Source organism: Rudaea cellulosilytica DSM 22992 (assembly GCF_000378125.1).
Taxonomy (GTDB): Bacteria; Pseudomonadota; Gammaproteobacteria; order Xanthomonadales; family Rhodanobacteraceae; genus Rudaea; species Rudaea cellulosilytica.
In genome coordinates, this window is sequence record NZ_KB899241.1 from 1,544,853 (window position 1) to 1,567,430 (window position 22,578).

Below are 22,578 nucleotides of genomic sequence, written 5' to 3' on the forward strand. Positions count from 1 at the left end.
AAAAAAGCACCCGCCCGAGGGTGCTTTTTTTTCGATCAGATACGCGCGCTAAAATAACTCCATGAGCAGCTCTCTCTCGCGCAGCCGCGCCAATACGTTCTCTTCCCTCGACATCGAACGCGACGCGGACTGGCGCAGCGATACCGCGACGATCAACGACCGTTTGCGCGGCGCGGCCGCGCGGTTCCTGCTCCTGCGCGACGACGGCAGTGCGCTCGTCGCCTCCGGCCGCGAACGTCTGGCGGAATTGAGTCGCGACGATTTTGTCCGCGACGGCGGCGCGGAGGCGACGACGATCTACCTCGGCAAGGTGCAAGATCGCGACTGGTTCGCCTGGCGCCAAGGCGATGCCGCGGCCGCAGCGATCGCCGCGCGGCTCGGCGGCGACTTCATCGACCTGCGCAGTGCCGGCATGGCGCTCGAAGCCGTCGACGCCGGTCTGTTTGCCTATGCGCGTGCAATCGTCAACTGGCAGGAGCGCACGCGCTACTGCAGCGTCTGCGGCTCGCCCGTGCGTCTGGAAAGCGCCGGCCATCGCGCCGTGTGCACGAACCCGCAATGCGCCGCCGAGCATTTCCCGCGCACCGATCCGGCGATGATCGTCATCGTGGCGCATGGCGATGCCTGTCTGCTCGGCCGCCAGGCAAGCTGGCCGAAGGGGCGCTACTCCACGCTGGCCGGATTCGTCGAGCCGGGCGAGACGCTCGAAGCTGCCGTGCAGCGCGAGGTGTACGAGGAAGCCGGCGTGCGCGTCGTCGACTGCGATTACCACTCCTCGCAGGCGTGGCCGTTTCCGTCGTCGATCATGCTTGGCTTCACCGCGCGCGCGGACGACCCGGCGATCAAGCTCGGTCCCGAGCTCGAGGATGCGCGCTGGTTCAGCGCGCGGCAGCTCGTTGATGGGCTCGCTTCGGGTGAACTGCTGATGCCTTCGCCGCTGTCGGTGTCTTACCGTCTCGTCGAGCATTGGCTGCGCGAAACCGCGGGCATCGAACTCGACGCGTTGACGCGCGGCGATCCGCTGCGCCGGGCCGCGCGCGGCTGACTGCCGCTGCTACAATCGGCGGCGCCCACGTGCGGTGGGTGCAAGGAGTTTCCATGGCCATCGTGTTCGTCGCGATCGTATTCGTTCTGCTGCTCACGCATTTCGCGCCCGACCTGAAACGCCTGCGCAACTTTTCCTGGCTGCGCGGCTGGCAGGACCAGGGCGCGGCGCAGTCCAGCGCGGAACTCGGCCTGCTCATCACGCTCGGACTTCCCGCGCTGCTCTGCCTTGCCGTGCAGTTGGTGCTGCGCGGCAACGTCTTCGGCCTGCCGAGTCTCGTCTTCGGCATCGTCGTGCTGTTCTACTGCATGGGTCCGCGCGATCTCGAACAGGACGTCGAGGCGGTCGACAAGGCGCCCGATTCCGATCGCCGCAGCGAAGCGGCGCAGGCGCTCAAGCCCGAGGAGATGAGCGAGCCGCTGCCGTTCCGCGCCGAGCCGTTGGTCGAGGCCGCGTTTACCTCGGGCCTGCGCCGCGTGTTCGGCGTGGTGCTCTGGTTCGCCTTGCTCGGACCGGTTGGCGCCTTGCTCTATCGCCTCGCCCACCTGCTCGCGTACACGCCCGCACATGCGCAGGCGTTGCCCGCCGCGCAGCAGTCGTTCGCGCAAAAATTCGCACGCTTGCTTGACTGGCTGCCCGCCCACCTGATTGCGCTCGCGCTCGCAATCGCGTCCGATTTCGACGCCGTGCTCAAGACCTGGCGCGGCTACCACGCCGCGCATCCGCAAGGCTACTGGAGCTTCGAGTCTGGTTTCCTCGGCGCGATCGCGCGCGCGAGCGTCGATGCCGATGTCGAAGCCGGTGATGGCCACGCGGTAGACACGACCGATGCGCTGGTCGAGCTCGACGATGCGATGACCCTGATCCGCCGCGTGCTGATCGTCTGGCTCGCGGTGATCGCGGTGATCGTGATTTCCGGAGCGGTCGGGTAAACCCGATCAGGCCAGATCGCCGCGCAGCGCGCGCACTTTGGCTTCGAGCAGCACAGCGGTCGCGTCGGCCGCCGGCACGGCCGGACCGGCGACGAGTTCGATGCGCGCGCGGAAACGACGCGGCAGGCGCGCACGGTTGAGCCAGGAATCCTTGCGGCTGAAGATGCTGCCCCAGAGTCCGCGCAGTGCCAGCGGCACCACGGGCACGGGTCGCGTCGCGAGAATCCTCTCGACACCGGAACGGAACGGCGCGATCTCGCCGTCACGCGTGATGCCGCCTTCGGGGAAGATGCAGACGAGATGGCCGGCGGCGAGTTCCTTGTCGACTTCCTCGAACGCGCGTTGCAGCAGTTCCGGGTTTTCCTTCGCACCCGCGATCGGTATCGCCTTCATCGCCCTGAACAGCGGTTTCAGTGGCGTGTTGAAGATCTTGTAGTACATGACGAAACGCACCGGCCGGCGGATGCAGCCGAGCACGATCTGCGAATCCATGAAGCTGACGTGGTTGCAGACGAGCACGGCCGGGCCTTGCTCGGGAATGTTGTCGAGGCCTTGCGTGCGGATGCGGTAGAGCAGGCTGATCAGAATCCAGTCGACGAAGCGCAGCAGGAATTCCGGCACCAGCGTGTAGATGTAGATCGCGACGACGGCGTTGAGCAGCGCGGCGACGAGAAACAGCTGCGGAATGCTGAAGTGCAGCGCGTTGAGCAGCGCGAGCGACAGCGCCGTCGCCGCGACCATGAACAGCGCGTTGATGATGTTGTTGCCGGCGATGATGCGCGAGAGATGGTGGCGTTCGGCGCGGCTCTGCACGAGCGCGAACAGCGGCACGATGTAGAAGCCGGCGAACACGCCGATCAAGGTCAGATCGAGCGCGATGTGCCAGCCGCCCGCGGAATGCAGGAATTCGAGCGGCCCCAGCCCTTGCACGGGCGCCGGCTGCGCACGCGCGAAATACAGATCGACGCCGAACAGGGTGATGCCGATCGAACCGAACGGCACCAGGCCGATCTCGACTTTGTGCCCGGACAGGCGCTCGCACAGCAGCGAGCCGATGCCGGTGCCGATCGAGAACAGCGCGAGGGTGAAGGTGAACACCGCATCGTTGCCGCCGAGATAGATCTTCGTGTAACTCGGCAGCTGCGCGGTGACGACGATGCCGAAGAACCAGAACCAGGAAATGCCGAGCACCGAGTTGAACACGGTGCGATCCTGTGCGGTGAAGCGCATCGCGCGCCAGGTCTCGGAAAAGATGTTCCAGTTGAATTTCAGTTCCGGCGCGGTCGCCGGCGCCGGCGGAATCGCCCGCGACACGAGATAGCCGGTGACGGCGACGCAGAGCACGGCGATCGAGGCGAACAGTGGGCCGTCCGCGCCGCCAGCGGACATCAGCGCGCCGCCGGCCATCATGCCGAACAGGATCGCGAGCTGGGTTGCCGTCTCGACCAGCGCGTTGCCGCCGACGAGTTCGTTGTCGCGCAGCGCCTGCGGCAGGATCGCGTACTTGATCGGCCCGAACAGGGTCGAATGCGCACCCATGAGGAACAGCACGAACAGCAGTAGCCACGGGCTCTTGGTGACGAAGCCCCAGGTCGCGATCGCCATCGCGGCGATCTCGAAGACCTTGACGAAGCGGATGATGCGCGTCTTTTCGAGCTTCTCCGCGAGCTGACCCGCCGAAGCCGAGAACAGGAAGAACGGCAGGATGAACAGCGCCGGCGCGACGTTATTGTAGAAGGACACCTGCTCGTCGGGCAGGTTCATGGCGAAGCCGATCAAAAGGATCGTCGCCACGCGGAACACGTTGTCGTTGAACGCACCGAGCGCCTGGGTCAGGAAGAACGGCAGGAAGCGCCGCTCGCGCAACAGGCGGAACTGACTGTGATCGGACATCGCTACCCTCTGTGTGCTTCGAGCTTCGCGCATGTTGTCTGAAAACGACGCATGGCGCCGCGTTGCGTGCCGACGTATTACGCCGCGAGCTGTCGCGCATCGCGCAGCGCCACGGCCGTCGTTCACCCCGTAGCCAGAGTAACAAACCTCGCGGCTGATAAACTACGCTGCTTGGCACGACCTGGTTTCCGGACACAATCATGCGCAAATCGCTACAGCTTTCCGTTTTTTTCCTGCTCGCTTTCGCCGCGATCGCGGTCCATGCCGACGGGACGCTGCAGCCCGTGCCGACGCCCGACACGTCGAAGATGACTGCCGACGCGGCGAAGAAGCTAGTCGCCGACCGTGCCACGATCGACAAGGCGAAAGCCGATCTCGTCGGTCCGCCGCTCGCCCAAGCCTACGCCGATCTCGGCGCGCTGTACGCGCGCAACGGGTTCGACGAAGCCGCGGCGGTCGCGTTCTACGATGCCACCCAGGTCAGTCCGAACGACGGTCGTTGGTTCTACCTGCGCGGCGTGATCGCACGCAAACTCAAGCGCAACGAAGATGCGCGCGCCAACTTCCAGGCCGCGTTCGAGCGTGACAAGATCTATTTGCCGATCCGCTATCGTCTCGCCGACACGCTCGTCGATCTCGGCGACACCGCCGGTGCGCGCAAGCTGCTTGAAGACGCGGCGCGCGAACATGCCGACGTGCCGGTTGTGTTTGCGATGCTCGGCCAGCTCGCGCTCAAGCAGAAGCGCTACGCCGACGCGGTCGACGCGATCAACAAGGCGCTCAAGCTCGATCCGCAGGCGACCGGCCTGTACGCCTATCTCGCCGACGCCTATGCCGGACAAAACAACGCCAAGGCTGCCGATGAGGCGCGCGCGAAGGCTGGGCGCGGCACGGCGGCGCTGGATGATCCGCTCGTTGCGGGCATGCTCGCCGCGCCGCAGGAAATCGGCAGCACGCTTGCCGACGCCCGCAGCCTGGTACAGCAGGGCAACCTTCAGGCGGCACGCGACACGCTCGCCGTGGTCCTGCAGAAGACCCCGGACGACGTCGAGGCGCTCGCATTCGGCGCGCGTGTCGAGGCGACGCTTGGCAACCAGGCGGTTGCGCAGACCTATGTCGACCAGGCGCTCAAGGCGAAGTCCGACAGCGCGACCGCGCGCGTCGCCAGCGGCATCGTCGCCGAGTATGCCGGCGACGATGCGAAAGCCTACGACGAGTACAAGCGGGCGCAGAAAGCCGATCGCAAGCTGCCCGATTCCTGGCTGCTGCTCGGCAATGCTGAGATGCGCCGCACGCGCTACGCGCAGGCCGCCGAACAGTATCGCGGCCTGATCGCACTGCAGCCCGACAGTGCCACGGCGTACGCACACCTGGTCGCCGCGCTCACGGCACAGGGCAAATGCGATGGCGCATTGCAGGCGGTCAACGCCGTGCTCGCGCGGCGCAAGGACGACGGCGACCTGCTGCAGATCTTCGTGCGCGTCGCCAGCACCTGTGCGGACGCCGACGCGATAACTCGCGATATCGCGCTCGAGTACGGCCAGGCGCTCTACAAGAAGCGTCCGGATGCGACGAACGCCGCCGCGCTCGCGCTCGCGCTGGCCGCGCATGGCAAGTTCAAGGAAGCGCAGGAATACCAGGCGCAGGCGATCTTCGAGGCGACGCGTGCGCGCAATGTCGAGGCGGCCGCGTTGCTTCGCTCGACGATGCAGCAATTCGTCAAGCAACAGGTGCCGGATCGTCCGTGGCCTGCCGGCCATCCGTACTTCAAGGCGCCGCTGTTGGCCGCGCCGCCGCCGGCTGCCGCAGCACCACCGGCAAAGCCCGGCAACTAGCCGCCGGCGTCATGCCCGGCTGAGCTGAGAGCATGACGCCTAGCCTTTGTCGGAGCGATCAATCCGCGCGCTGCAGTGCGCGGTGGGCGATATCGCGTCGATGGAAGCCGCCGTCGAAGCGGATATGCTCGATCGCAGCGTAGGCGTGCTGCCGCGCCGCGCGCAGATCCGCGCCGAGCGCGCACACCGTCAACACGCGTCCGCCTGCGCTGACGACATCGGCGCCTTGCATTTTCGTGCCCGCATGGAACACCTTCACGTCGGCGCCGAAATCGCCATCGTGGCCGACGATCGCGTCACCGGTGCGCACCGTGCCCGGATAGCCGTGCGCGGCGAGGACGACGCCGATCGCTGGGCGCGCATCCCACTGTGTGCGCTGTGTGTCGAGCTTGCCGTCCAGCGCCGCTTCAATCAGTTCGACCAGATCGGATTGCAGGCGCAGCATGATCGGCTGCGTCTCCGGGTCGCCGAAGCGCACGTTGAATTCGATCACCTTCGGCGCGCCGTGCTTGTCGATCATAAGGCCGGCATAGAGGAAACCGGTGAACGGTGCGCCGTCGGCGGCCATGCCGGCCAGCGTCGGGGCTATCATCTCGCGCAGCACGCGCGCTTCGACTTCGGGCGTCACCACGGGCGCCGGCGAGTACGCGCCCATGCCTCCCGTGTTCGGTCCCGTGTCGCCGTCGCCGACGCGCTTGTGGTCCTGGCTGGTCGCCATCGGTAACGCGTGCCTGCCGTCGGCGATGACGATGTAGCTTGCTTCCTCGCCGTCGAGGAACTCCTCGATGACGACGCGCGCGCCGGCGGCGCCCAGTGTGTTTGCGCCGAGCATGTCCGCAAGCGCGTGCTCGGCTTCGGCCTGCGTCATTGCGACAACCACGCCCTTGCCCGCGGCGAGGCCGTCGGCCTTGATCACGATCGGTGCGCCTTTCGCACGCACGTGGGCGAGCGCGGGCGCGAGTTCGCTGAACACGGCGTAGTGCGCGGTCGGGATGCCGTGACGGGCAAGGAAGTCCTTGGCGAAGGCTTTGGAGCCTTCGAGCTGAGCGGCCTTGGCGTTCGGGCCGAAACAGCGCAGACCGGCCGCCTGGAAGCGGTCGACGAGACCGGCGACCAGCGGCGCCTCGGGGCCGACCACGGTCAATGCGACATTTTCCGCTTGGGCAAGATGCAGCAGCGCGTCGATGTCGGTCGCCGCGATCCGTGCGTTGCGCACGCCGGCCTCGATCGCCGTGCCGGCGTTGCCGGGCGCGACGATGACTTCGCTGACGCGCGGCGACTGCTTCAACTTCCACGCCAGTGCGTGTTCGCGACCGCCGCTGCCGATGACCAGAATCTTCATGCCGTGATTCCTGCTGAGATGAGCCCCCTGAGTCAGGGGGCGATTCGCGCCAAAGGCGCGAATGGGGGTGTGGAAGAGGGGGCCGAGGCCCGAAGTTTGCCATGCAAACTTTGGGTTGATGCCGCGCAGCGGCATCAATGCCGGAAGTGGCGCATGCCGGTGAATACCATCGCCATGCCGTGCTCATCGGCTGCGGCGATCACTTCCGCATCGCGCATCGAGCCGCCGGGCTGGATCACCGCGGCGATGCCCGCCGCCGCGGCGGCGTCGATACCGTCGCGGAACGGGAAGAACGCATCGCTGGCCATCACCGAGCCGCGTACTTCGAGCTTCTCGTCGGCAGCCTTGATGCCGGCGATTTTTGCGCTGTACACGCGGCTCATCTGGCCGGCGCCGATGCCTATGGTCTGGCGATCCTTGGCGTAGACGATCGCGTTGGATTTGACGAACTTGGCCACCTTCCAGGCGAAGATCAGATCGTCGATCTGCTGCGGCGTCGGCGCGACTTTTGTCACCACCTTCAGGTTCTCCGCCTTGACCATGCCGATGTCGGCGGTCTGGATCAGCAGGCCCGAGCCGACGCGTTTGGAGTTGTTGCCGGGGTGCGCGGTGACGAGATCCGTGCCGGGTGGCACCGGGATTTCGAGTACGCGCACATTGCCTTTCTTTGCGAACGCCTTCAGCGCGTCGTCGGCGTACGCGGGTGCGAGCACCACTTCGACGAACTGGCGCGAGACGATCGCCTGTGCGGTAGCACCGTCCACTTCGCGGTTGAACGCGATGATGCCGCCGAAGGCCGAGGTCGGATCGGTCTGGTAGGCGAGGTCGTAGGCTTTGCCGATGCCGTCGAGGCTCACGGCCACGCCGCAGGGATTGGCGTGCTTGACGATGACGCAGGCCGGCTTGACGAAGCTGCGCACGCAGTCCCACGCGGCGTCGGCGTCGGCGATGTTGTTGAACGAGAGTTCCTTGCCCTGTAGTTGCTTGAACGTGGCCAGCGTGCCTGCCGTGGGATGCAGGTCGCGGTAGAACGCTGCCTGCTGGTGCGGATTCTCGCCGTAGCGCAGGTCCATCAGTTTGACGAAGCGGCCGTTGGCTTGCGCGGGGAAGGTCTCGTGGCCGGAGATGGTCTCGTGTGCATCGTCGAGCTTGAGCGCGGAGAGGTAGTCGCTGATCGCGCCGTCGTAATTGGACACGTTGTTGAACGCCGCGACCGAGAGCTTGAAGCGTGTGGCGCGCGAAAGACCGCCATGCTGTTCGATTTCCGCGAGTGCCGTCGCATACTGATCTGGCGAGGTGAGCACGCCGACGTCGTTCCAGTTCTTCGCCGCGGAACGCAGCATCGCCGGGCCGCCGATGTCGATGTTCTCGATCGCATCTTCCAGCGTGCAGTCCGGTTTGGCGACGGTGGCTTCGAACGGATAGAGATTCAGCACCAGCAGGTCGATGGGCTGGATGCCAAGTTCGGCCATTACCGCATTGTCAGTGCCGCGCCGGCCGAGCAGGCCGCCGTGCACCTTCGGGTGCAGGGTCTTCACGCGGCCATCCATGATTTCGGGGAACCCGGTGAGCTCGCTGACGTCCTTCACCGCAATGCCCGCATCGCGCAGCGCTTTCGCCGTGCCGCCGGTGGAAAGCAGCTCGACCTTGCATGCGGCGAGCGCGCGCGCGAGTTCGATCAGGCCAGTCTTGTCGGAGACGCTGAGCAGCGCGCGCCGGATGGGTACGTGAGAGTTTGTCACGGGCGGTGAGGAGCAGGGGAGGGGCGCAGATTATAGTGCGTGGGGCTGCGCTGCGCGCTTCGCGCGGTGCGCCGCCTCGCCGGTGTTATTTCCCTGCGCTCGCTCTTGAACCGGCGAAGCGCGCAGTGTGCGACCTTTCGTTACAGCCCGTGTGCCGCCAGCTTTTTGCGCAGGGTTGCGCGATTGATACCGAGCGCGGCGGCGGCCTTGCTCTGGTTGCCGCCGGCCCAGTCCATGACTTCACGCAGCAGCGGGCATTCGACCTCGTCGAGGACCAGCGTGTACAGGTCGCTGGCCTCGCCATCCATGTCGTGCAGATAGCGGCGCACCGCGCGCGCGACACACTCGCGCAGGGCAGGCTGCAGCGCGGACTCGGTCGCTTCGCTCAGGCGCAGGTTAGGGGCAGCATTCATCGTGCGATACCTTTTTTGCTTTCGGTTCTTCCCTGATACGGCAATCCCGGGTCGGCTTCACGAGTCGAGCGAAGCCGAAGAATTTGCAACGCGGGTCGGGTAGTCTATCGCTGTAACGTCCCTGGGTTAAGTATTTTTTGCACGGCGTCGGCAATTCGCGGCATAAGCAAGACGCGTCGATGCCTTAAAGCACGGCTTACGGCTGGCCGCCTTCCGACGACGGTGTTCGCCAGGCGCGGCATGATTCAGAGAAATTTGAACTCGTACGCCACCGCGTTCTTGCCCGGATCGGCAACCTCGAACACGAGCGCAGTCGACCCATGCGCGGCGAGACCCGAATTCAGCGTGCGCGCGTCGCCGAGATATTCGGCCGGCTTGAAGCGGCGCATCGCGATGCGCTGTTCATCGAGGTCGGTCAACGTGATCTCGACGGTGGGGAACGCCTGCGCCACCTCTGCGTCATTGCGCAGCGTCGCCGAAATGATCAGCGCGTTCGGCACTGAGGGGTGCGGGCGCACGTCACGCGAGAGCAGGGTGAGGTTATCCGCGTCGCGCGCGAGTGGCAGCGAGCAATGCAGCGCGGTGCAGCCGCGTTCGAGCCAGGCGCGCGCGGTCGGGTTTTGCAGCAACTCGCGGCGTTCGGCCCAGGCAAGCTGGGCGAGCAACAGCGGGAAGAGCAGGGCGATGCCGCCTTTCCATACCCAGCCGGACGAGGCGCGTGCCGCGCGATGCGCGCGTGCGAACTCCGGGGTCGGCGCCGCGGTTGGGGCGGCGGGGCGGGCGGCGCTCTTCGCCGCAGCCACGGGCCGCATGATCGGCAGCGTCAGCTCGGGGACCGTCGCGCCGGATTCATGCTGCGCGAGATGCTGCACGCCGACCGGCAGGTCCGCGGTCAACGTGCGCAGCGCGTCGAACACCGCGGTGCAGTGTTTGCAGACGACGCTGCCGCGCGCCTGGGCCAAGGCCTCGGGCGCGATCATGTAGATCGTCAGGCAGTCGGGGCATTGCGTGTACATGGCGGAATTGTAAGAAGTGCGGAGGTTGGAGGTGCAGAGTGCGAAATTTCCACACTCCGGCGATCAGTCTGCGGCCTTCTTCCTGCCGGTGATGCGCACCCAATCTTCGCGCGTTGCAACGGCGAGGTCTTCGAACCACTGCGCATAACGCGCGAGCAGTTCCGTCTCCTGTCCGCGCAGGATGCCGGACAGGGCGAGCAGTCCCTGCGGCTTGACGCTGGCCGCGAGTTGCGCAGCGAGATCGGCCAGGGGGCCGGCGAGGATGTTGGCGATCAGGATGTCCGTGCGTTGCGAGGGGAAATCCTCCGGCAGATACACCTCGAGTCCGGCCGCGACCTCGTTGCGCTCGGCGTTGGTGCGGCTCGCCTCGATTGCCTGGGCATCGTTGTCGACGCCGACCGCGCGCGCGGCGCCGAGCTTGAGCGCGGCCACGGCGAGCACGCCTGAGCCGCAACCGAAATCGATCACGCTCTTGCCGCTCACGTCGGTCGCGTCCAGCCATTCCAGGCACAACGCCGTGGTCGGATGCGTGCCGGTGCCGAAGGCGAGGCCGGGATCGAGATGGACTATCACCTTGTCGGCATCGTCCGCGCCGGGTTCGGTCGTGCTCGGATAAATCCACAGGCGTTCGCCGAAGCGCATCGGCTGATAGGTGTCTATCCAGGCACGCGTCCAGTCCTGGTCCGCCACCTCGCGAAACGCAATGCGGTCCGGCGCGAGTTCGGGCACGAGCTCGTGCAGCGCGTGGACGAGCCCGCTGCGGTCGACATCGCTCGCGAACAGTGCGTTGAGCACAATCTCGTTCCACAGCGGCAGCTCGCCGACGCCGGGCTCGAAAATCGCGCGCTCGTCGGGCGTATCCGCGTCGGCGTCGCGCAGCGTGATCGAGAGAGCGCCGAGATCCTCGAGCGCGAGTTCGACGCGTTCCTGCTGCTTCGCGTGCAGGGTCAGGGAGAGTTCGAGCCAGGCCATCGGCGTATCCTCAACCGCGCCCGATGCCTTTCTCGCGCTGTTCCGCGATGCGTTTTTCGAGATAGTGGATATTCTGGCCGCCGGCTTGGAAGCCGCCGTCGGCCATGATGCGTTGCTGCAGCGGGATGTTGGTCTTCACGCCGTCGATGACCAATTCGCCGAGCGCGATACGCATGCGCGCGATCGCGGTTTCGCGGTCGCGGCCGTGCACGATCAGCTTGCCGATCATCGAGTCGTAATTCGGCGGGATCTTGTAGCCGTCATAGATGTGCGTATCCATGCGCACGCCGGGGCCGCCGGCGGCGAGGAAGCGCTTGACCATGCCGGGTGATGGCATGAACGTGTCGGGATCCTCGGCGTTGATGCGGCATTCGATCGAGTGACCGGTGATCTTGATGTCTTCCTGCTTGATCGAAAGCTTTTCGCCGCCCGCGATCAGCAACTGCTCGCGCACGAGATCGACACCGGTGATCATCTCCGTCACCGGATGCTCAACCTGGATGCGCGTGTTCATTTCGATGAAGTAGAAGCGGCCGTTTTCGTAGAGAAACTCGAACGTACCTGCGCCGCGATAGCCGATGCGGATGCAGGCCTCGACGCAGACGCGGCCGATATCGGCACGCTGTTGCGGCGTGATGCCCGGCGCCGGCGCTTCCTCGACGACCTTCTGGTGGCGGCGCTGCATCGAACAGTCGCGCTCGCCGAGGTGAATCGCGTTGCCCTGGCCGTCGGCGAGTACCTGGATTTCCACGTGGCGCGGATTCTCCAGGAACTTCTCCATGTAGACCTGATCGTTGTTGAACGCGGCCTTGGCCTCGGACTTCGTGGTCAGGATCGCGTTGTTGAGATGCGCCTCAGTGTGCACCACGCGCATGCCGCGGCCACCGCCGCCGCCCGCGGCCTTGATGATGACCGGATAGCCGATTTCGCGCGCGATCTTCGCATTCGTCGCCGCATCATCACCGAGCGGGCCGCCGGAACCGGGCACGCAGGGCACGCCTGCGGCCTTCATCGCCTTGATCGCTTCGACCTTGTCGCCCATCAGGCGGATTACCGGCGCCGTCGGGCCGATAAAGATGAAGCCGGATTGCTCGACGCGTTCGGCGAAGTCGGCGTTCTCGGACAGGAAGCCGTAACCGGGATGGATCGCCTGCGCGTCGGTCACTTCGGCCGCAGCAATAATGGCCGGCGTCGACAGATAGCTCTCTGCAGCGGGTGCGGGGCCAATGCAGACCGACTCGTCAGCCATGCCGACGTGCTTCAAATTGCGGTCGACCGTGGAATGCACGGCCACGGTCTTGATGCCGAGCGTGGCGCAGGCACGCAGGATGCGCAGCGCGATTTCGCCGCGGTTGGCGATGACGACTTTATCGAGCATGGGCGCGCCGACTCAGCCGATCACGAACAGCGGTTCGTCGAACTCGACCGGCTGGCCGCTCGACGCAAGCACGGCGAGCACCGTGCCGGCCGCGTCGGCCTCGATCTGATTGAACATCTTCATCGCCTCGATGATCGCGAGCGTGTCACCGACCTTGACCGTCTGGCCGACCTTAACGAAGGCCGGCGCCTCGGGATTCGGCGAGGCGTAGAACGTGCCGACCATCGGCGAGCGCAGGACATGGCCTGGCGGCAGTTCCTTGCCGCCGGCGGCAGGCGCCGGGGCCGACGCACTCGCCGCGGGCGCGGATGCCGGTGCAGCCGCGGCAGCGGGAACCTGGACGTGCGTCATCGGCGCGGCTGGCCCCATGGCGGATCCTTTCGGCACGCGCGAGAGGCGCACCGATTCCTCGCCTTCCTTGATTTCGAGTTCGGCGAGGTTGGATTCCTCGAGGATGTCGATCAGTTTTTTTATTTTGCGGAGATCCATTGATAAACCTTTCTTTTGGTTCCGATTATCTTTGCTTGGGCTTTTCGTCGATGCAGGATTGGTCAAGACGCTGCACTGCTGCTTCCAGCGCCAATCCATAGCCGATCGGCCCGAGACCGCAAATCACGCCGACGGCGAGATCGCTCAGATAGCTGTGCCGGCGAAACGCCTCGCGCGCATGTACGTTCGAAAGATGCACTTCGATGAACGGAATCGCCACGGCGGCGAACGCGTCGCGCAGGGCGATGCTGGTATGGGTGAACGCACCCGGATTGATCAGGATGAACGCCGTGCCGTCCGTGCGCGCTTGCTGCACGCGCCCGACCAGCTCGTGTTCGGCATTCGACTGCAGACATTCCAGCGCGTGACCTGCGACGTTGGCACGTGCCGCCAGGTCGGCGTTGATCTCGTCCAGCGTCGCGCGCCCATAGATCTCCGGCTCGCGCGTGCCGAGCAGGTTCAGGTTGGGGCCGTGCAGGACGAGTATTTTCGCCACGAATGGAAAAGTCCGACGGGCCGGCGGCCCGGTCAAGGCGCGGAAGTCTGCGCCGTCGATGCCGACTTGTCCAGTGCGATACGTACAAATTCGGCGAAGATGGCCGATGTTGATCCGCTGTTTGAATACTTGGCAGGCTGCGGGTTGTTGCGGCTCCGTCCCGCCTGACTAGAGATGCGGTTGCAGCCAGTCGCCGAGGCTTTCTTCGCTGAAATAGCCCGCGCGCTGGGCGAGCAGCCTGCCGTCGCGACCGATCAACACACTATACGGCAGCACGCTGCGGGTGTCGCCATAACGCAGCGAGGCGTCTTCGTCGTCGCCGGCGAGCAGGATCGGGTAGCGGATTGGATAGTCCTTGAGGAAGTCGCGCACGGCATCGGCATCGTCGACGGCGACGCCGACCACGAGCAGGCCCTTGTCGGCGAATTTTTCGTGGGTCGCGTCGAGCAGCGGCATCTCTTCGCGGCACGGACCGCACCAAGTCGCCCAGAAGTTCAGCAGCACGAGTTTGCCGTCGAATTCGGACAGTCGCCGCGATTTGCCTTCGACATCGGACAGCTCGAGATCGGCGCGCTGATCGCCGACCTTGAGCACGGTCATGCCCGGCGGCACGGGGCGATCGGCGTAGTCGTTCATGTGCGTCGAAGCGAACAAGCCGAGCAAGGCGCCGAGGATGGCCACGGCGACGATTACGAGATGGGAACGTTGCAGCATTACGGCGCCGACTTGCCCTCGATTGCCGACTCGACTATGCCCTGGGTCAGCACGGTCGGCAAGGCGTGACCTTCCTCGCCCTTGCGAAACACGACATAGAGCGGCACGCCGACCGAATGGAATTTCTCGAGGAAGGATTCGATATCGGGATCGGGATTGGTCCAGTCCGCAACCATGAACACGGTATCGGTGCGTTTGAGCAGGGCGCGGAACGCATCGGTGTGCAGCACGGCGCGCTCGTTGACCTTGCAGGTCGTGCACCAGTCTGCACCGACATCGACGAAGACCGCCTTGCCGGCCTTGCGCAACTCGGCGAGCTTGGCCGGGCTGAAGGCGACTTGGCCGGCCACGTCAGCGGCCGCGACCGTGCTGCGTTCAAGACGCGCAATCGCGTACAGCGGCGGCAGTGCGAGCAGCAGTGCGACGAGCGCTAGCGCGCGCCACGGACCGCTGCCATAGCGGCTGCGTTCGAACCACCACAGCGCCAAGCCGAGCACGATCACGCCGACAAGCACGAGGCCGATCGCATCGACGCCGCGCTGGTTGCCGAGCACCCAGATCAGCCATGCCGCAGTGAGATACATCGGAAACGCCAGCAACTGCTTGAGTGTTTCCATCCAGGCACCGGGCCTGGGCAGGAGGCGGCCGATCGCGGGCACGAAACCGATCAGCAGGAACGGCAGCGCCAGACCGAGGCCGAGCGCGATGAACACGAGGAACGCGGTCAGCGTCGAACTCGCGAAGGCGAAGGCGAGCGCCGAACCCATAAATGGCGCCGTACAGGGGCTTGCCACCACGACCGCAAGCACGCCGGTGAAGAAATCGCCGGCCGGTCCCGAGCGCGAGGCGAGACCCTGTCCAGCATTGGTCAGACCGACACCGAACTGGACCACACCCGACAGCGACAGGCCGATCGCGACGATCACGTAGACGAGCACGGCGACGATCAGCGGCTGCTGCAACTGGTAGCCCCAGCCGTAGGCCATGCCGGCTTTGCGCAACGCGATCACGGCGAGGCCGACCGCGGCGAACGAGAGCATCACGCCGGCGGTGTACCAGAGCACGTGCTTGCGCGCGTGCCGCGGCGACTCGCCGCCTTCGAGGATCGAGATCGCCTTGAGCGAAAGCACAGGCAGCACGCAAGGCATCAGGTTGAGGATCAGGCCGCCGAGCAGCGCGGCAAACAGCGCTGCGAACAGCGAACCGCCGCTTGCCGCAGGCCGTGCCTGCGGCGAAATGTCGGCGACCGAGGTCGCGATCCCGTCGCCGCTGGCAGCGCCGGCCATCGTCACCTGGATGCTGCGCGTGGTCGGCGGGTAGCAGACGCTGCCTTCGAGGCAGCCCTGGAACGTCGAGGTGAAGTGCAGCGGCTGGCCCGCAGCGAGGCTCGACACGCCGATCGGCACGTCGACCTGGTCGAAATACACGGTCGTCTTGCCGAAGCTTGCATCCTCGTGCAACTTGCCTTCGGGCCAGCGTGGCGCGCCGAGTGTCGCGTTGTCCGCGCGGAACGAGGTCTTGTCGCGATACAGGTAGTAGCCTTTCGGCATCGTGAAGCGCACGAGCACTTCGCCAGACCCCGACGCGATGGCCTCGAAGACGAAGGCCTTGTCGACCGGCAGCGGCTCGCCCGTATCAAGCGCGCTGCCGGAGGCGCCGCTGCCGAGCAGGTTGGTCGCGCCTGCGGCGGGCAACGCGGTTCCGCTCGCCGTGGGCAGATCGAGCGCGAGTTTCACCGTATGCGGCGGATAGCAGATCTTCGGCTCGACTTCGTGGCAGCCCTGGTAACGCACCGCAAGCGTGACCTGCGCGGCGTCGGCCGGGGCGGTCAGTTTTTGCGTCGAGGAAAAATTCTGGTGGTAGACCTCGACGTCGCCGAGAAACTCGTCGTGCTTCTTCTCGCCCGCTGGCAATTCGTGTGCGCCGAGCGCGACGCCCGCGTCGTTCGTCGTCACCTTGATGCGGTCGCGGTAGAGGTAGTAGTGCTCGGCGAGCTTCCAATCGAGCTGCAGCGTGCCGCGATCGAGCGCCTTCGCATTGACCGTGAAGGCCTGTTCGACCGGCAACAACTCGTCGGCCTCCGCGGCGCGGAGGCCGGGCGAAGCGAACAGGCAGGCGAGGATGAGCAGGAGAATGCCGTGGCGCAGAAATTTCATCCGGAAATGATCTCAGAGTTCGAATCGAGAGGCAGTGAAGACCGGCAGCAACCGGTCGCGCTTTCAGCGCGTGCCGAGTCGTGTGATCGTGGATAGTTCATTTTACCTGACCACTGTGCAGTGGCGGTTCCGCCATCGTGGATGCGGTTTGCGGGGCGCGTGGTTCATGTCGCTCTGCATTTGCGATGTTCTCTAGGCGACATAGCGCCGCTGCCGCACCCACTTCGTCGCGATCCATTTCTCGCCTTTGAGCACCGGCAGGCCGCCGTGCAGGGTTTGCGGGTCGACCTGGTCCAGACTGTTGCAGTATTCGAAGTAGACCGCGGCGCCCTTCTTTGGCCCGATGCGCAGCCCGAGTTTGGGGAACACGGTCGCGCCGCCGTCTTCGACGTCGTTGAGATAGATGATGAGGCTCGCCACGCGCTGGCCACCCTGGGCGATATGCGCGCGGCTGCCTGCGTCTTCGGGTGGGAAGTAGTCATAGTGCGGTGCGTATTCGTCACCAGTCCGGTAGTGCAGGATCTGCAGACCTTCGCCGTTCTCGATCGGCGCGTTCATCAATGCGGCGATGCGGCGGTCCAGACGCGCGATGAAGGCGTCGGCGTTGAGCTCAAAGTACGTGCCCTCGCTCGTGCGCCCGGTAGTCACTTCGGCGCTGCCGCGCTCGCGGTCGACGATGGTCGAGCGCACGAGTTTGTGTGCCGACATGCGCACGAGTTCATCGCATTCGTCGGCGTCGAGCAGATTGTCGACGAAAGCGATCGTCGGCCGGTCAATGCGCAGCACGACGCGCACATCGCGTTCCTGCGCATGAATGACATTGCCTGCGGGCAGGCGCGGCGTTTCGTAGACGTAGGTGCCGTTCGCGGCCGCTGCGGCGGCTACGCTCTGGTCGGCCATGCCGAATACCGCGTTACGCGCCGCGCCGGCATCGAAACCCGCGCGCAGCATGTCCGCGACGAGCATTTCCAGGTCGCAGCCGCGCTCCAGATTGTGTGCGATCCAGTTGCGCCACTCCTCGGGCACCTGCATGTGCGCGTTCATACGGGTCTCGTCCATCGCATGGCAAAAAACAAGTTTAGCCGGCAAGGCGGCGCCGGCGGGGGCATTGGAAAAGCACATACGCCAGAGAATTGTTGCGACGCGACGTGCGTACGTGAAAAATTTGTAATCCAATACCCCCACACGAAGCCCTAGGGCTTGTGGGGGAGGGTGGCCCGTCGCGAGCAATCGCGGCGGGCTTTTTATTTGCACTGGGCATCCTGCCCTTCGCCGCTACGCGATCGGCTGCGCCGTTCGCGCCGCTCCTGCGGCGCAGTGCGCCAACCTTGCGTGTACGCCGCGCTTTGTCGAACATGCACGCCCCGTTTGTGCAACGCTTAGGCCGTGTCCATCGCGCCCTCACCTTCCACGCCTTTCACCCGCGAATTTGTGGCCGACCGCTACGCACGCCTGCTCGCTCGCTGCCGCGAGGCGAACGTGGTGCTGCACGACGACGCCGGCGTGGACGAGCGCGTGCGCCGCGTTTTGCTCGCGAGCGATTTCGCCTGGGAGAGCTTTCAGCGCGATCCCGAGTTGTTGAATGCGAGCGGCCTCATGTTGATGGCCAACCCGCATCACGCCGATACGCGTCCGCTCGTGCTCGATCCGACGCTGGACGAGGCCGAGGCAATGCGCGCGTTGCGCCGCTACCGACGCCGCGAGGCAGTGCGCCTGATCTGGCGCGACATCAATGGCCTCGACGGCGTCGAGCAGACGCTCGCGGGTTCGACCGCGCTGGCCGAGTCCTGCCTCGTCGCAGCGCATGATTTCGGCGAACGCGCGCTGATCCGCCGCCACGGCGTTCCACGCAACGTGCACGCCGTCGCCCAGCGCCTCGTCGTGATCGGCATGGGCAAGCTCGGTGGCGCGGATTTGAATTTTTCTTCCGACATCGACCTGATCCTTGCCTTCGACGAGAACGGCGAAACCGATGGCGCGCGCCCATTAGCGAACGAAACCTTCTTCGCCCGGCTCGGCCAAATGCTGGTCAAACTGCTCGCCGAGATCACGGTCGACGGTTACGTCTACCGCGTCGACCTGCGCCTGCGCCCGTTCGGCAGCGCCGGCCGCGTTGCGTTGTCGTTCGCAGCGATGGAGCAGTACTACCAGCGCGAGGGCCGCGACTGGGAGCGCTACGCCTGGATCAAGGCGCGTCCGGTCGCCGGCGATTTGCGCACCGGCAAGCAGTTGATCGAAACATTGCGCCCGTTCGTCTATCGCCGCTATCTCGATTACACCGCCTTCGCCGGCCTACGCGAGATGAAGACGCTGATCGACGCCGAAGTCGCGCGCAAAGATCTGGAAGACAATCTCAAGCTCGGCGCGGGCGGCATCCGCGAGATTGAGTTCATCGTGCAGCTGCTGCAGCTGATCCGCGGCGGACGCGAACCGGCGTTGCGCGAACGCGGCCTGCTGCCTTCGCTTGCGGCTTGCGAACAGCTTGGTGTGATCGCGGCCGATCGCGCCAAGCGCCTGCGCGCGGCCTACCTGCTGCTGCGCCGGGTCGAGAACCGCGTGCAGATGTTTCGCGACGAGCAGACCCACGCATTGCCGAACGAGCTCGAGGCACGTGCGCGCATCACGCAGGCATTGGGCTATGCGAATGTCGAGGCGCTGATGGTGGAACTCTCGCGAGCGCGCGCCGATGTCGCCGCGATCTTCGCCGAGGTGATGGCGCCGCTGCAGGCCGACGCGCGGCCCGCCGCCGCGGAGGCGACGATTTATGTGCAGCGCGTCGCCGAGGGCAGTGCCGACGCGGCGGCGCTGCAGGCGCTCGGATATCGCGATGCGGCGACGCTGCATGCCAAGGTCGCCACACTGCTGCATGCTGCGCAGACGATGTCGGCGCGCGGCCACGCACGCCTCAACGCGCTGTTGCCGACGCTGATCGAGGAGGCCGCACACAGCGTCGGTCCCGATGTCTGCCTGGATCGATTGCTGCGCCTGCTGCACGGCGTGATCCGCCGCTCGGCCTATCTCGCCCTGCTCGAGGAACAGGCCGGCGCACGCCGGCGCCTGGTCGCTTTGTTCGCCGACAGCGCGCTGCTCGCCGAGAGGGTGATCGCGCACCCATTGCTGCTCGATGACCTGCTCGACGCGCGCATGGAAACGCAGGCGCCGAGCCACGAGGAACTCGTCGCGGCTTCGCGTCGGCATCTCGCCAATGTGCCGCCCGGCGACACCGAGACGCGCCTGGTTGTCCTGCAGGAGCAGAAGAACAGCGCCGCGTTTCGCGTCGGTCTGGCTTATCGCGGCGGTCATCTCGGCGCCGCCGCGACCGCGCGCGGATTGTCGAGCACGGCCGACTTCGTCGTCGCCGAATTGCTCGACATGGCGATGCACGAAATGCAGCGCCAGCATGGGCGACTCGGCGACGATGCGGGTCTCGCCGTAATCGGCTACGGCAGCCTCGGCGGCGAGGAGCTCGGCTTCGGCTCCGATCTCGATCTCGTGTTCGTCTACGACGAGAAGTACGCACAGGCCGAGAGCGACGGCGCGCGCCCGCTCGACGGCGCGCGTTACTACGCACGCATCGCCCAGCGCGTCGTCGCCTGGCTCAGCCTGCAGACGCACGCGGGCCGGCTGTACGAGGTCGATGTGCGCCTGCGCCCTGACGGCGGCAAGGGTCTGCTCGTGACGAGCATGAAATCGTTCGCCGACTACCAGCGCGAGCGCGCCTGGGTCTGGGAACAGCAGGCACTCGTGCGCGCGCGGCCGATCGCGGGCGACGCGAACACACTCGCGCGCTTCACCGGCGTGCGCGCGGCCACGCTCGCGCAGGCGCGCGACGCGCACGACGTGGTTGAACAAGTCGTCGGCATGCGCCAGCGCTGGCGCGTCGAGCGCGATCGCTCTACCTCCGAGTTGCTCGATCTCAAGCAGGGCCAGGGCGCACTGCTCGACATCGAATTCCTGTTGCAGGCGCTCGTGCTGATCCACGCGCAAGAACACGCGGCGCTGCTGCGCAGCGGCAACACAGCGTCGCTGATCGCGCTCACACGTCAAGCGGGACTGTTCGACCGCGTGCAGGCGCGTGCGCTCGCCGATGCGCATGCGGTCCTGCTCGCGCGTGGGCTGACCTGCACGCTCGATGCGCGCCCGCGTCTGGTCGAGCGCGACGCGGAACTGCTGTGCCACACGCAAGCGGTAACGGCGATCGCGACGGCGTTCGACCTGAAATTCGCTTAGCTTCTCGCGGTGCGAGAAGGAAAGAATCAGCGCTCGAACGCGACAGCCACATCGGGCCGCGTCGCCTCGATGTGATGCCAGACCTTGCTCGCGACCATCGCCATTTCACGCATCGGCGGCGGTTGCTGTCTGCCTGCGGCATCCGCGTGGATGTCGTGCAGCCAGCCCTGGTCGACGAGTTCGGCATGGAATGCCGCGAGCTTGGCCGGCGCGCCTGCCGGCAGCGAGGTGAATACCGGCGCGCCGGTCGCGCAGGCTTCGCTGAGCATGTTGACCGAGTCGGGCGTGACGACGATACGGTCGGCGACGGCGAGATAGCCCGGGTATGGATTGACCCCATCGGCTTCGCCGTCCCAGAAGCAGGTGGTGCCGTTCTTGAATGCGCCGCGCAGGCGTTCACGCCATTCCGGCGGCGTGCGTCGCGAGGTCGTGATCAGCAGCGAACCGGCGTCGCGTTCGCGCCAGCGCTCGAGCTGCGCGAGCAGCGCGTCGAACCAGCGTTCGTCCATGTTCAGTCCGTGCCGGAGTCCGCCGACGAGCAGGGCCGTGCGTGGCCGTGGCAGCTGCTGCAATGTGGAAAATTCCACTCTCGCCTCGGCGAGCCAGGCAGCGTCGATCGGATTGAGTGAACCCATCGTCTGGATGACGTTGTCGCCTTCGAGGCCGTCGTGGCGCGGCGCGACGACAAGATCGAAATGCTTGCGGTCGACGCGCGGATCGAGGATCTGCACTGCGAACGTGGCGCCGCCGCTGGCCTCGCGCAGCGCGCGCGTGATCACTGCGGCCTGGCGACCGCAGCCGATAGCGAGCGCGGGCCAGGGCGAGGACAGCATCTTCCACTGCCAATGTAGGATGGACAGGCCGGCGCCATGTGTGAATCCCGGTCCGAACCAGCGCCACGGCGCGCGCAGTGCGATGCGCAACACGCGCGGCGACACCCGCATCGCCAGCGCGAGCGACAACGCCTGCCGCTCGTTGCCCGCCGCACCATCGGTGACGACAACAACGCCGGCGGCGCTTCCTGGGCGATGGGGAAGTTCCTGCTTCACCGGTCGATTGTACGGTTGATATGCCTCACTGTCCTATCCGCGAGCGCAATCCGGGGATTGTGCGTCGATATACTGCGCCCATCTCGTCATCGAGCCGCGGTGGATTGAACCATCGGGCGCGGATTCACACCAAAATTTTCTGCAGCTGCGTCATCGACCCCACCCCTGAGGATTTGCACATATGAAACGTCTTGCCCTGTCTGTCTTGTTGCCGGCGGTCCTGTTGTTCGCCAGCATTCCCGCCTTTGCCGCCGATGGCGCGAAAGCTTCTGCCGTCACTCCCGCGGCCGCGGCGAAGTACGACATCGACCCCTCCCACAGCAATGTCACTTTCGGTTGGAATCACTTCGGCTTTTCCAATCCGACCGCACGCTTGAAGACGATCGAAGGCAGCGTGCTGCTCGACAAGGCCGACCTGACCAAGTCGTCGGTCTCGGTCACGCTGCCGCTCGATGGCCTCGATACCGGCGTGGCCAAGCTCGACGAGCACCTCAAGAGTGCGGATTTCTTCGACGCAGCCAAGTATCCGACGATCACGTTCAAGAGCAGCAAGGTCGAGAAGGCCGGCGAGAACGGCCTCAAGATCACCGGCGACCTGACCGTGCACGGCGTGACCAAGCCGGTGACGCTCAACGCCAAGGTCAACAAGATCGGCCTGTTCGAGATGGGACCGTTCAAGGCGCAGGCGGCCGGCTTCGACGCCGAGACCGTGATCAAGCGCTCCGACTTCGGCGTGAACAAGTACGTGCCGAACGTCAGCGACGACATCGCCGTCCGCATCACGCTCGATGCGAAGCAGGCCCAGGCGAAATAAGCAGGTTCGGAAATCGCGGTGCCATGCGCTGCGCTTGTTGCGCCCGGGAAGGGCGTCAGCGT

The 22,578-nt window shown here is 65.7% G+C and carries 18 protein-coding genes; 5 read left to right on the forward strand and 13 right to left on the reverse strand.

The window, feature by feature from the left end; genetic code table 11:
- Nucleotides 1-61 precede the first annotated feature (61 nt).
- Together nudC and ampE are read left to right on the forward strand one after the other, a co-directional pair.
- Nucleotides 62-1,045, forward strand: a complete 984-nt coding sequence (nudC, locus tag F455_RS20030; RefSeq protein ID WP_018972546.1) for an NAD(+) diphosphatase — start codon at nt 62-64, stop codon at nt 1,043-1,045.
- 53 nt (nt 1,046-1,098) lie between these two features.
- A complete protein-coding gene (gene ampE / locus F455_RS0106895; protein ID WP_018972547.1) occupies nt 1,099-1,977 on the forward strand; it encodes a regulatory signaling modulator protein AmpE in 879 nt (292 codons plus the stop codon).
- A gap of 6 nt (nt 1,978-1,983) precedes the next feature.
- Here ampE and F455_RS0106900 read toward each other — a convergent pair whose 3' ends face one another.
- Complete coding sequence (locus tag F455_RS0106900; RefSeq protein WP_018972548.1) at nt 1,984-3,870, reverse strand: MFS transporter; 1,887 nt, start codon at nt 3,868-3,870, stop codon at nt 1,984-1,986.
- Between the two features lie 200 nt (nt 3,871-4,070).
- Between F455_RS0106900 and F455_RS0106905 the strand changes: the two genes are divergently transcribed.
- Nucleotides 4,071-5,705 (forward strand): tetratricopeptide repeat protein, encoded by a 1,635-nt coding sequence (locus tag F455_RS0106905; RefSeq protein WP_018972549.1) that lies wholly within the window; start codon nt 4,071-4,073, stop codon nt 5,703-5,705.
- A gap of 58 nt (nt 5,706-5,763) precedes the next feature.
- Here the strand turns inward: F455_RS0106905 and purD are convergent, their stop codons facing one another.
- The 11 genes from purD to F455_RS0106960 all read right to left on the reverse strand — a co-directional run bounded on the left by purD (nt 5,764) and on the right by F455_RS0106960 (nt 17,467).
- Nucleotides 5,764-7,047: a phosphoribosylamine--glycine ligase gene (purD, locus tag F455_RS0106910; protein WP_018972550.1), complete on the reverse strand. Its 1,284-nt coding sequence runs from the start codon at nt 7,045-7,047 to the stop codon at nt 5,764-5,766.
- Between the two features lie 134 nt (nt 7,048-7,181).
- Nucleotides 7,182-8,789 (reverse strand): bifunctional phosphoribosylaminoimidazolecarboxamide formyltransferase/IMP cyclohydrolase, encoded by a 1,608-nt coding sequence (gene purH / locus F455_RS0106915; RefSeq protein WP_018972551.1) that lies wholly within the window; start codon nt 8,787-8,789, stop codon nt 7,182-7,184.
- A 140-nt stretch (nt 8,790-8,929) separates the two neighbouring features.
- The gene (locus F455_RS0106920; RefSeq protein WP_018972552.1) at nt 8,930-9,202 is read right to left on the reverse strand and encodes a helix-turn-helix domain-containing protein; all 273 of its coding nucleotides are present in this window, start codon (nt 9,200-9,202) and stop codon (nt 8,930-8,932) included.
- Nucleotides 9,203-9,447: 245 nt separating this feature from the next.
- Nucleotides 9,448-10,218 (reverse strand): zinc-ribbon and DUF3426 domain-containing protein, encoded by a 771-nt coding sequence (locus F455_RS0106925; protein WP_018972553.1) that lies wholly within the window; start codon nt 10,216-10,218, stop codon nt 9,448-9,450.
- Nucleotides 10,219-10,281: 63 nt separating this feature from the next.
- Nucleotides 10,282-11,190 (reverse strand): 50S ribosomal protein L11 methyltransferase, encoded by a 909-nt coding sequence (prmA, locus tag F455_RS0106930; protein WP_018972554.1) that lies wholly within the window; start codon nt 11,188-11,190, stop codon nt 10,282-10,284.
- 10 nt (nt 11,191-11,200) lie between these two features.
- A complete protein-coding gene (gene accC / locus F455_RS0106935) occupies nt 11,201-12,568 on the reverse strand; it encodes an acetyl-CoA carboxylase biotin carboxylase subunit (protein WP_018972555.1) in 1,368 nt (455 codons plus the stop codon).
- 12 nt (nt 12,569-12,580) lie between these two features.
- On the reverse strand, nt 12,581-13,057 hold the full coding sequence (accB, locus tag F455_RS0106940; RefSeq protein WP_018972556.1) for an acetyl-CoA carboxylase biotin carboxyl carrier protein: 477 nt from the start codon (nt 13,055-13,057) through the stop codon (nt 12,581-12,583).
- A gap of 25 nt (nt 13,058-13,082) precedes the next feature.
- Nucleotides 13,083-13,553, reverse strand: coding sequence for a type II 3-dehydroquinate dehydratase (gene aroQ, locus F455_RS0106945; RefSeq protein WP_018972557.1), 471 nt, complete (start codon nt 13,551-13,553; stop codon nt 13,083-13,085).
- 168 nt (nt 13,554-13,721) lie between these two features.
- The gene (locus tag F455_RS0106950) at nt 13,722-14,267 is read right to left on the reverse strand and encodes a TlpA family protein disulfide reductase (RefSeq protein ID WP_018972558.1); all 546 of its coding nucleotides are present in this window, start codon (nt 14,265-14,267) and stop codon (nt 13,722-13,724) included.
- Nucleotides 14,267-16,423 (reverse strand): protein-disulfide reductase DsbD family protein, encoded by a 2,157-nt coding sequence (locus F455_RS0106955; protein ID WP_018972559.1) that lies wholly within the window; start codon nt 16,421-16,423, stop codon nt 14,267-14,269. Before F455_RS0106955 ends, F455_RS0106950 begins: the two co-directional genes overlap by 1 nt.
- A gap of 192 nt (nt 16,424-16,615) precedes the next feature.
- Complete coding sequence (locus F455_RS0106960) at nt 16,616-17,467, reverse strand: 2OG-Fe(II) oxygenase (RefSeq protein ID WP_018972560.1); 852 nt, start codon at nt 17,465-17,467, stop codon at nt 16,616-16,618.
- A gap of 342 nt (nt 17,468-17,809) precedes the next feature.
- On the opposite strand from F455_RS0106960, the gene glnE reads away from it, so the two are divergent.
- Nucleotides 17,810-20,653 carry a bifunctional [glutamate--ammonia ligase]-adenylyl-L-tyrosine phosphorylase/[glutamate--ammonia-ligase] adenylyltransferase gene (gene glnE, locus F455_RS0106965; RefSeq protein WP_026293154.1) on the forward strand — a complete coding sequence of 948 codons (2,844 nt, stop codon included), beginning with the start codon at nt 17,810-17,812 and terminating at the stop codon, nt 20,651-20,653.
- A 26-nt stretch (nt 20,654-20,679) separates the two neighbouring features.
- On the opposite strand, the gene F455_RS20035 is transcribed toward glnE, so the two are convergent.
- Nucleotides 20,680-21,702 carry a mitochondrial fission ELM1 family protein gene (locus tag F455_RS20035; protein ID WP_018972562.1) on the reverse strand — a complete coding sequence of 341 codons (1,023 nt, stop codon included), beginning with the start codon at nt 21,700-21,702 and terminating at the stop codon, nt 20,680-20,682.
- Between the two features lie 181 nt (nt 21,703-21,883).
- On the opposite strand from F455_RS20035, the gene F455_RS0106975 reads away from it, so the two are divergent.
- The gene (locus F455_RS0106975; protein WP_018972563.1) at nt 21,884-22,516 is read left to right on the forward strand and encodes a YceI family protein; all 633 of its coding nucleotides are present in this window, start codon (nt 21,884-21,886) and stop codon (nt 22,514-22,516) included.
- Nucleotides 22,517-22,578 lie beyond the last annotated feature (62 nt).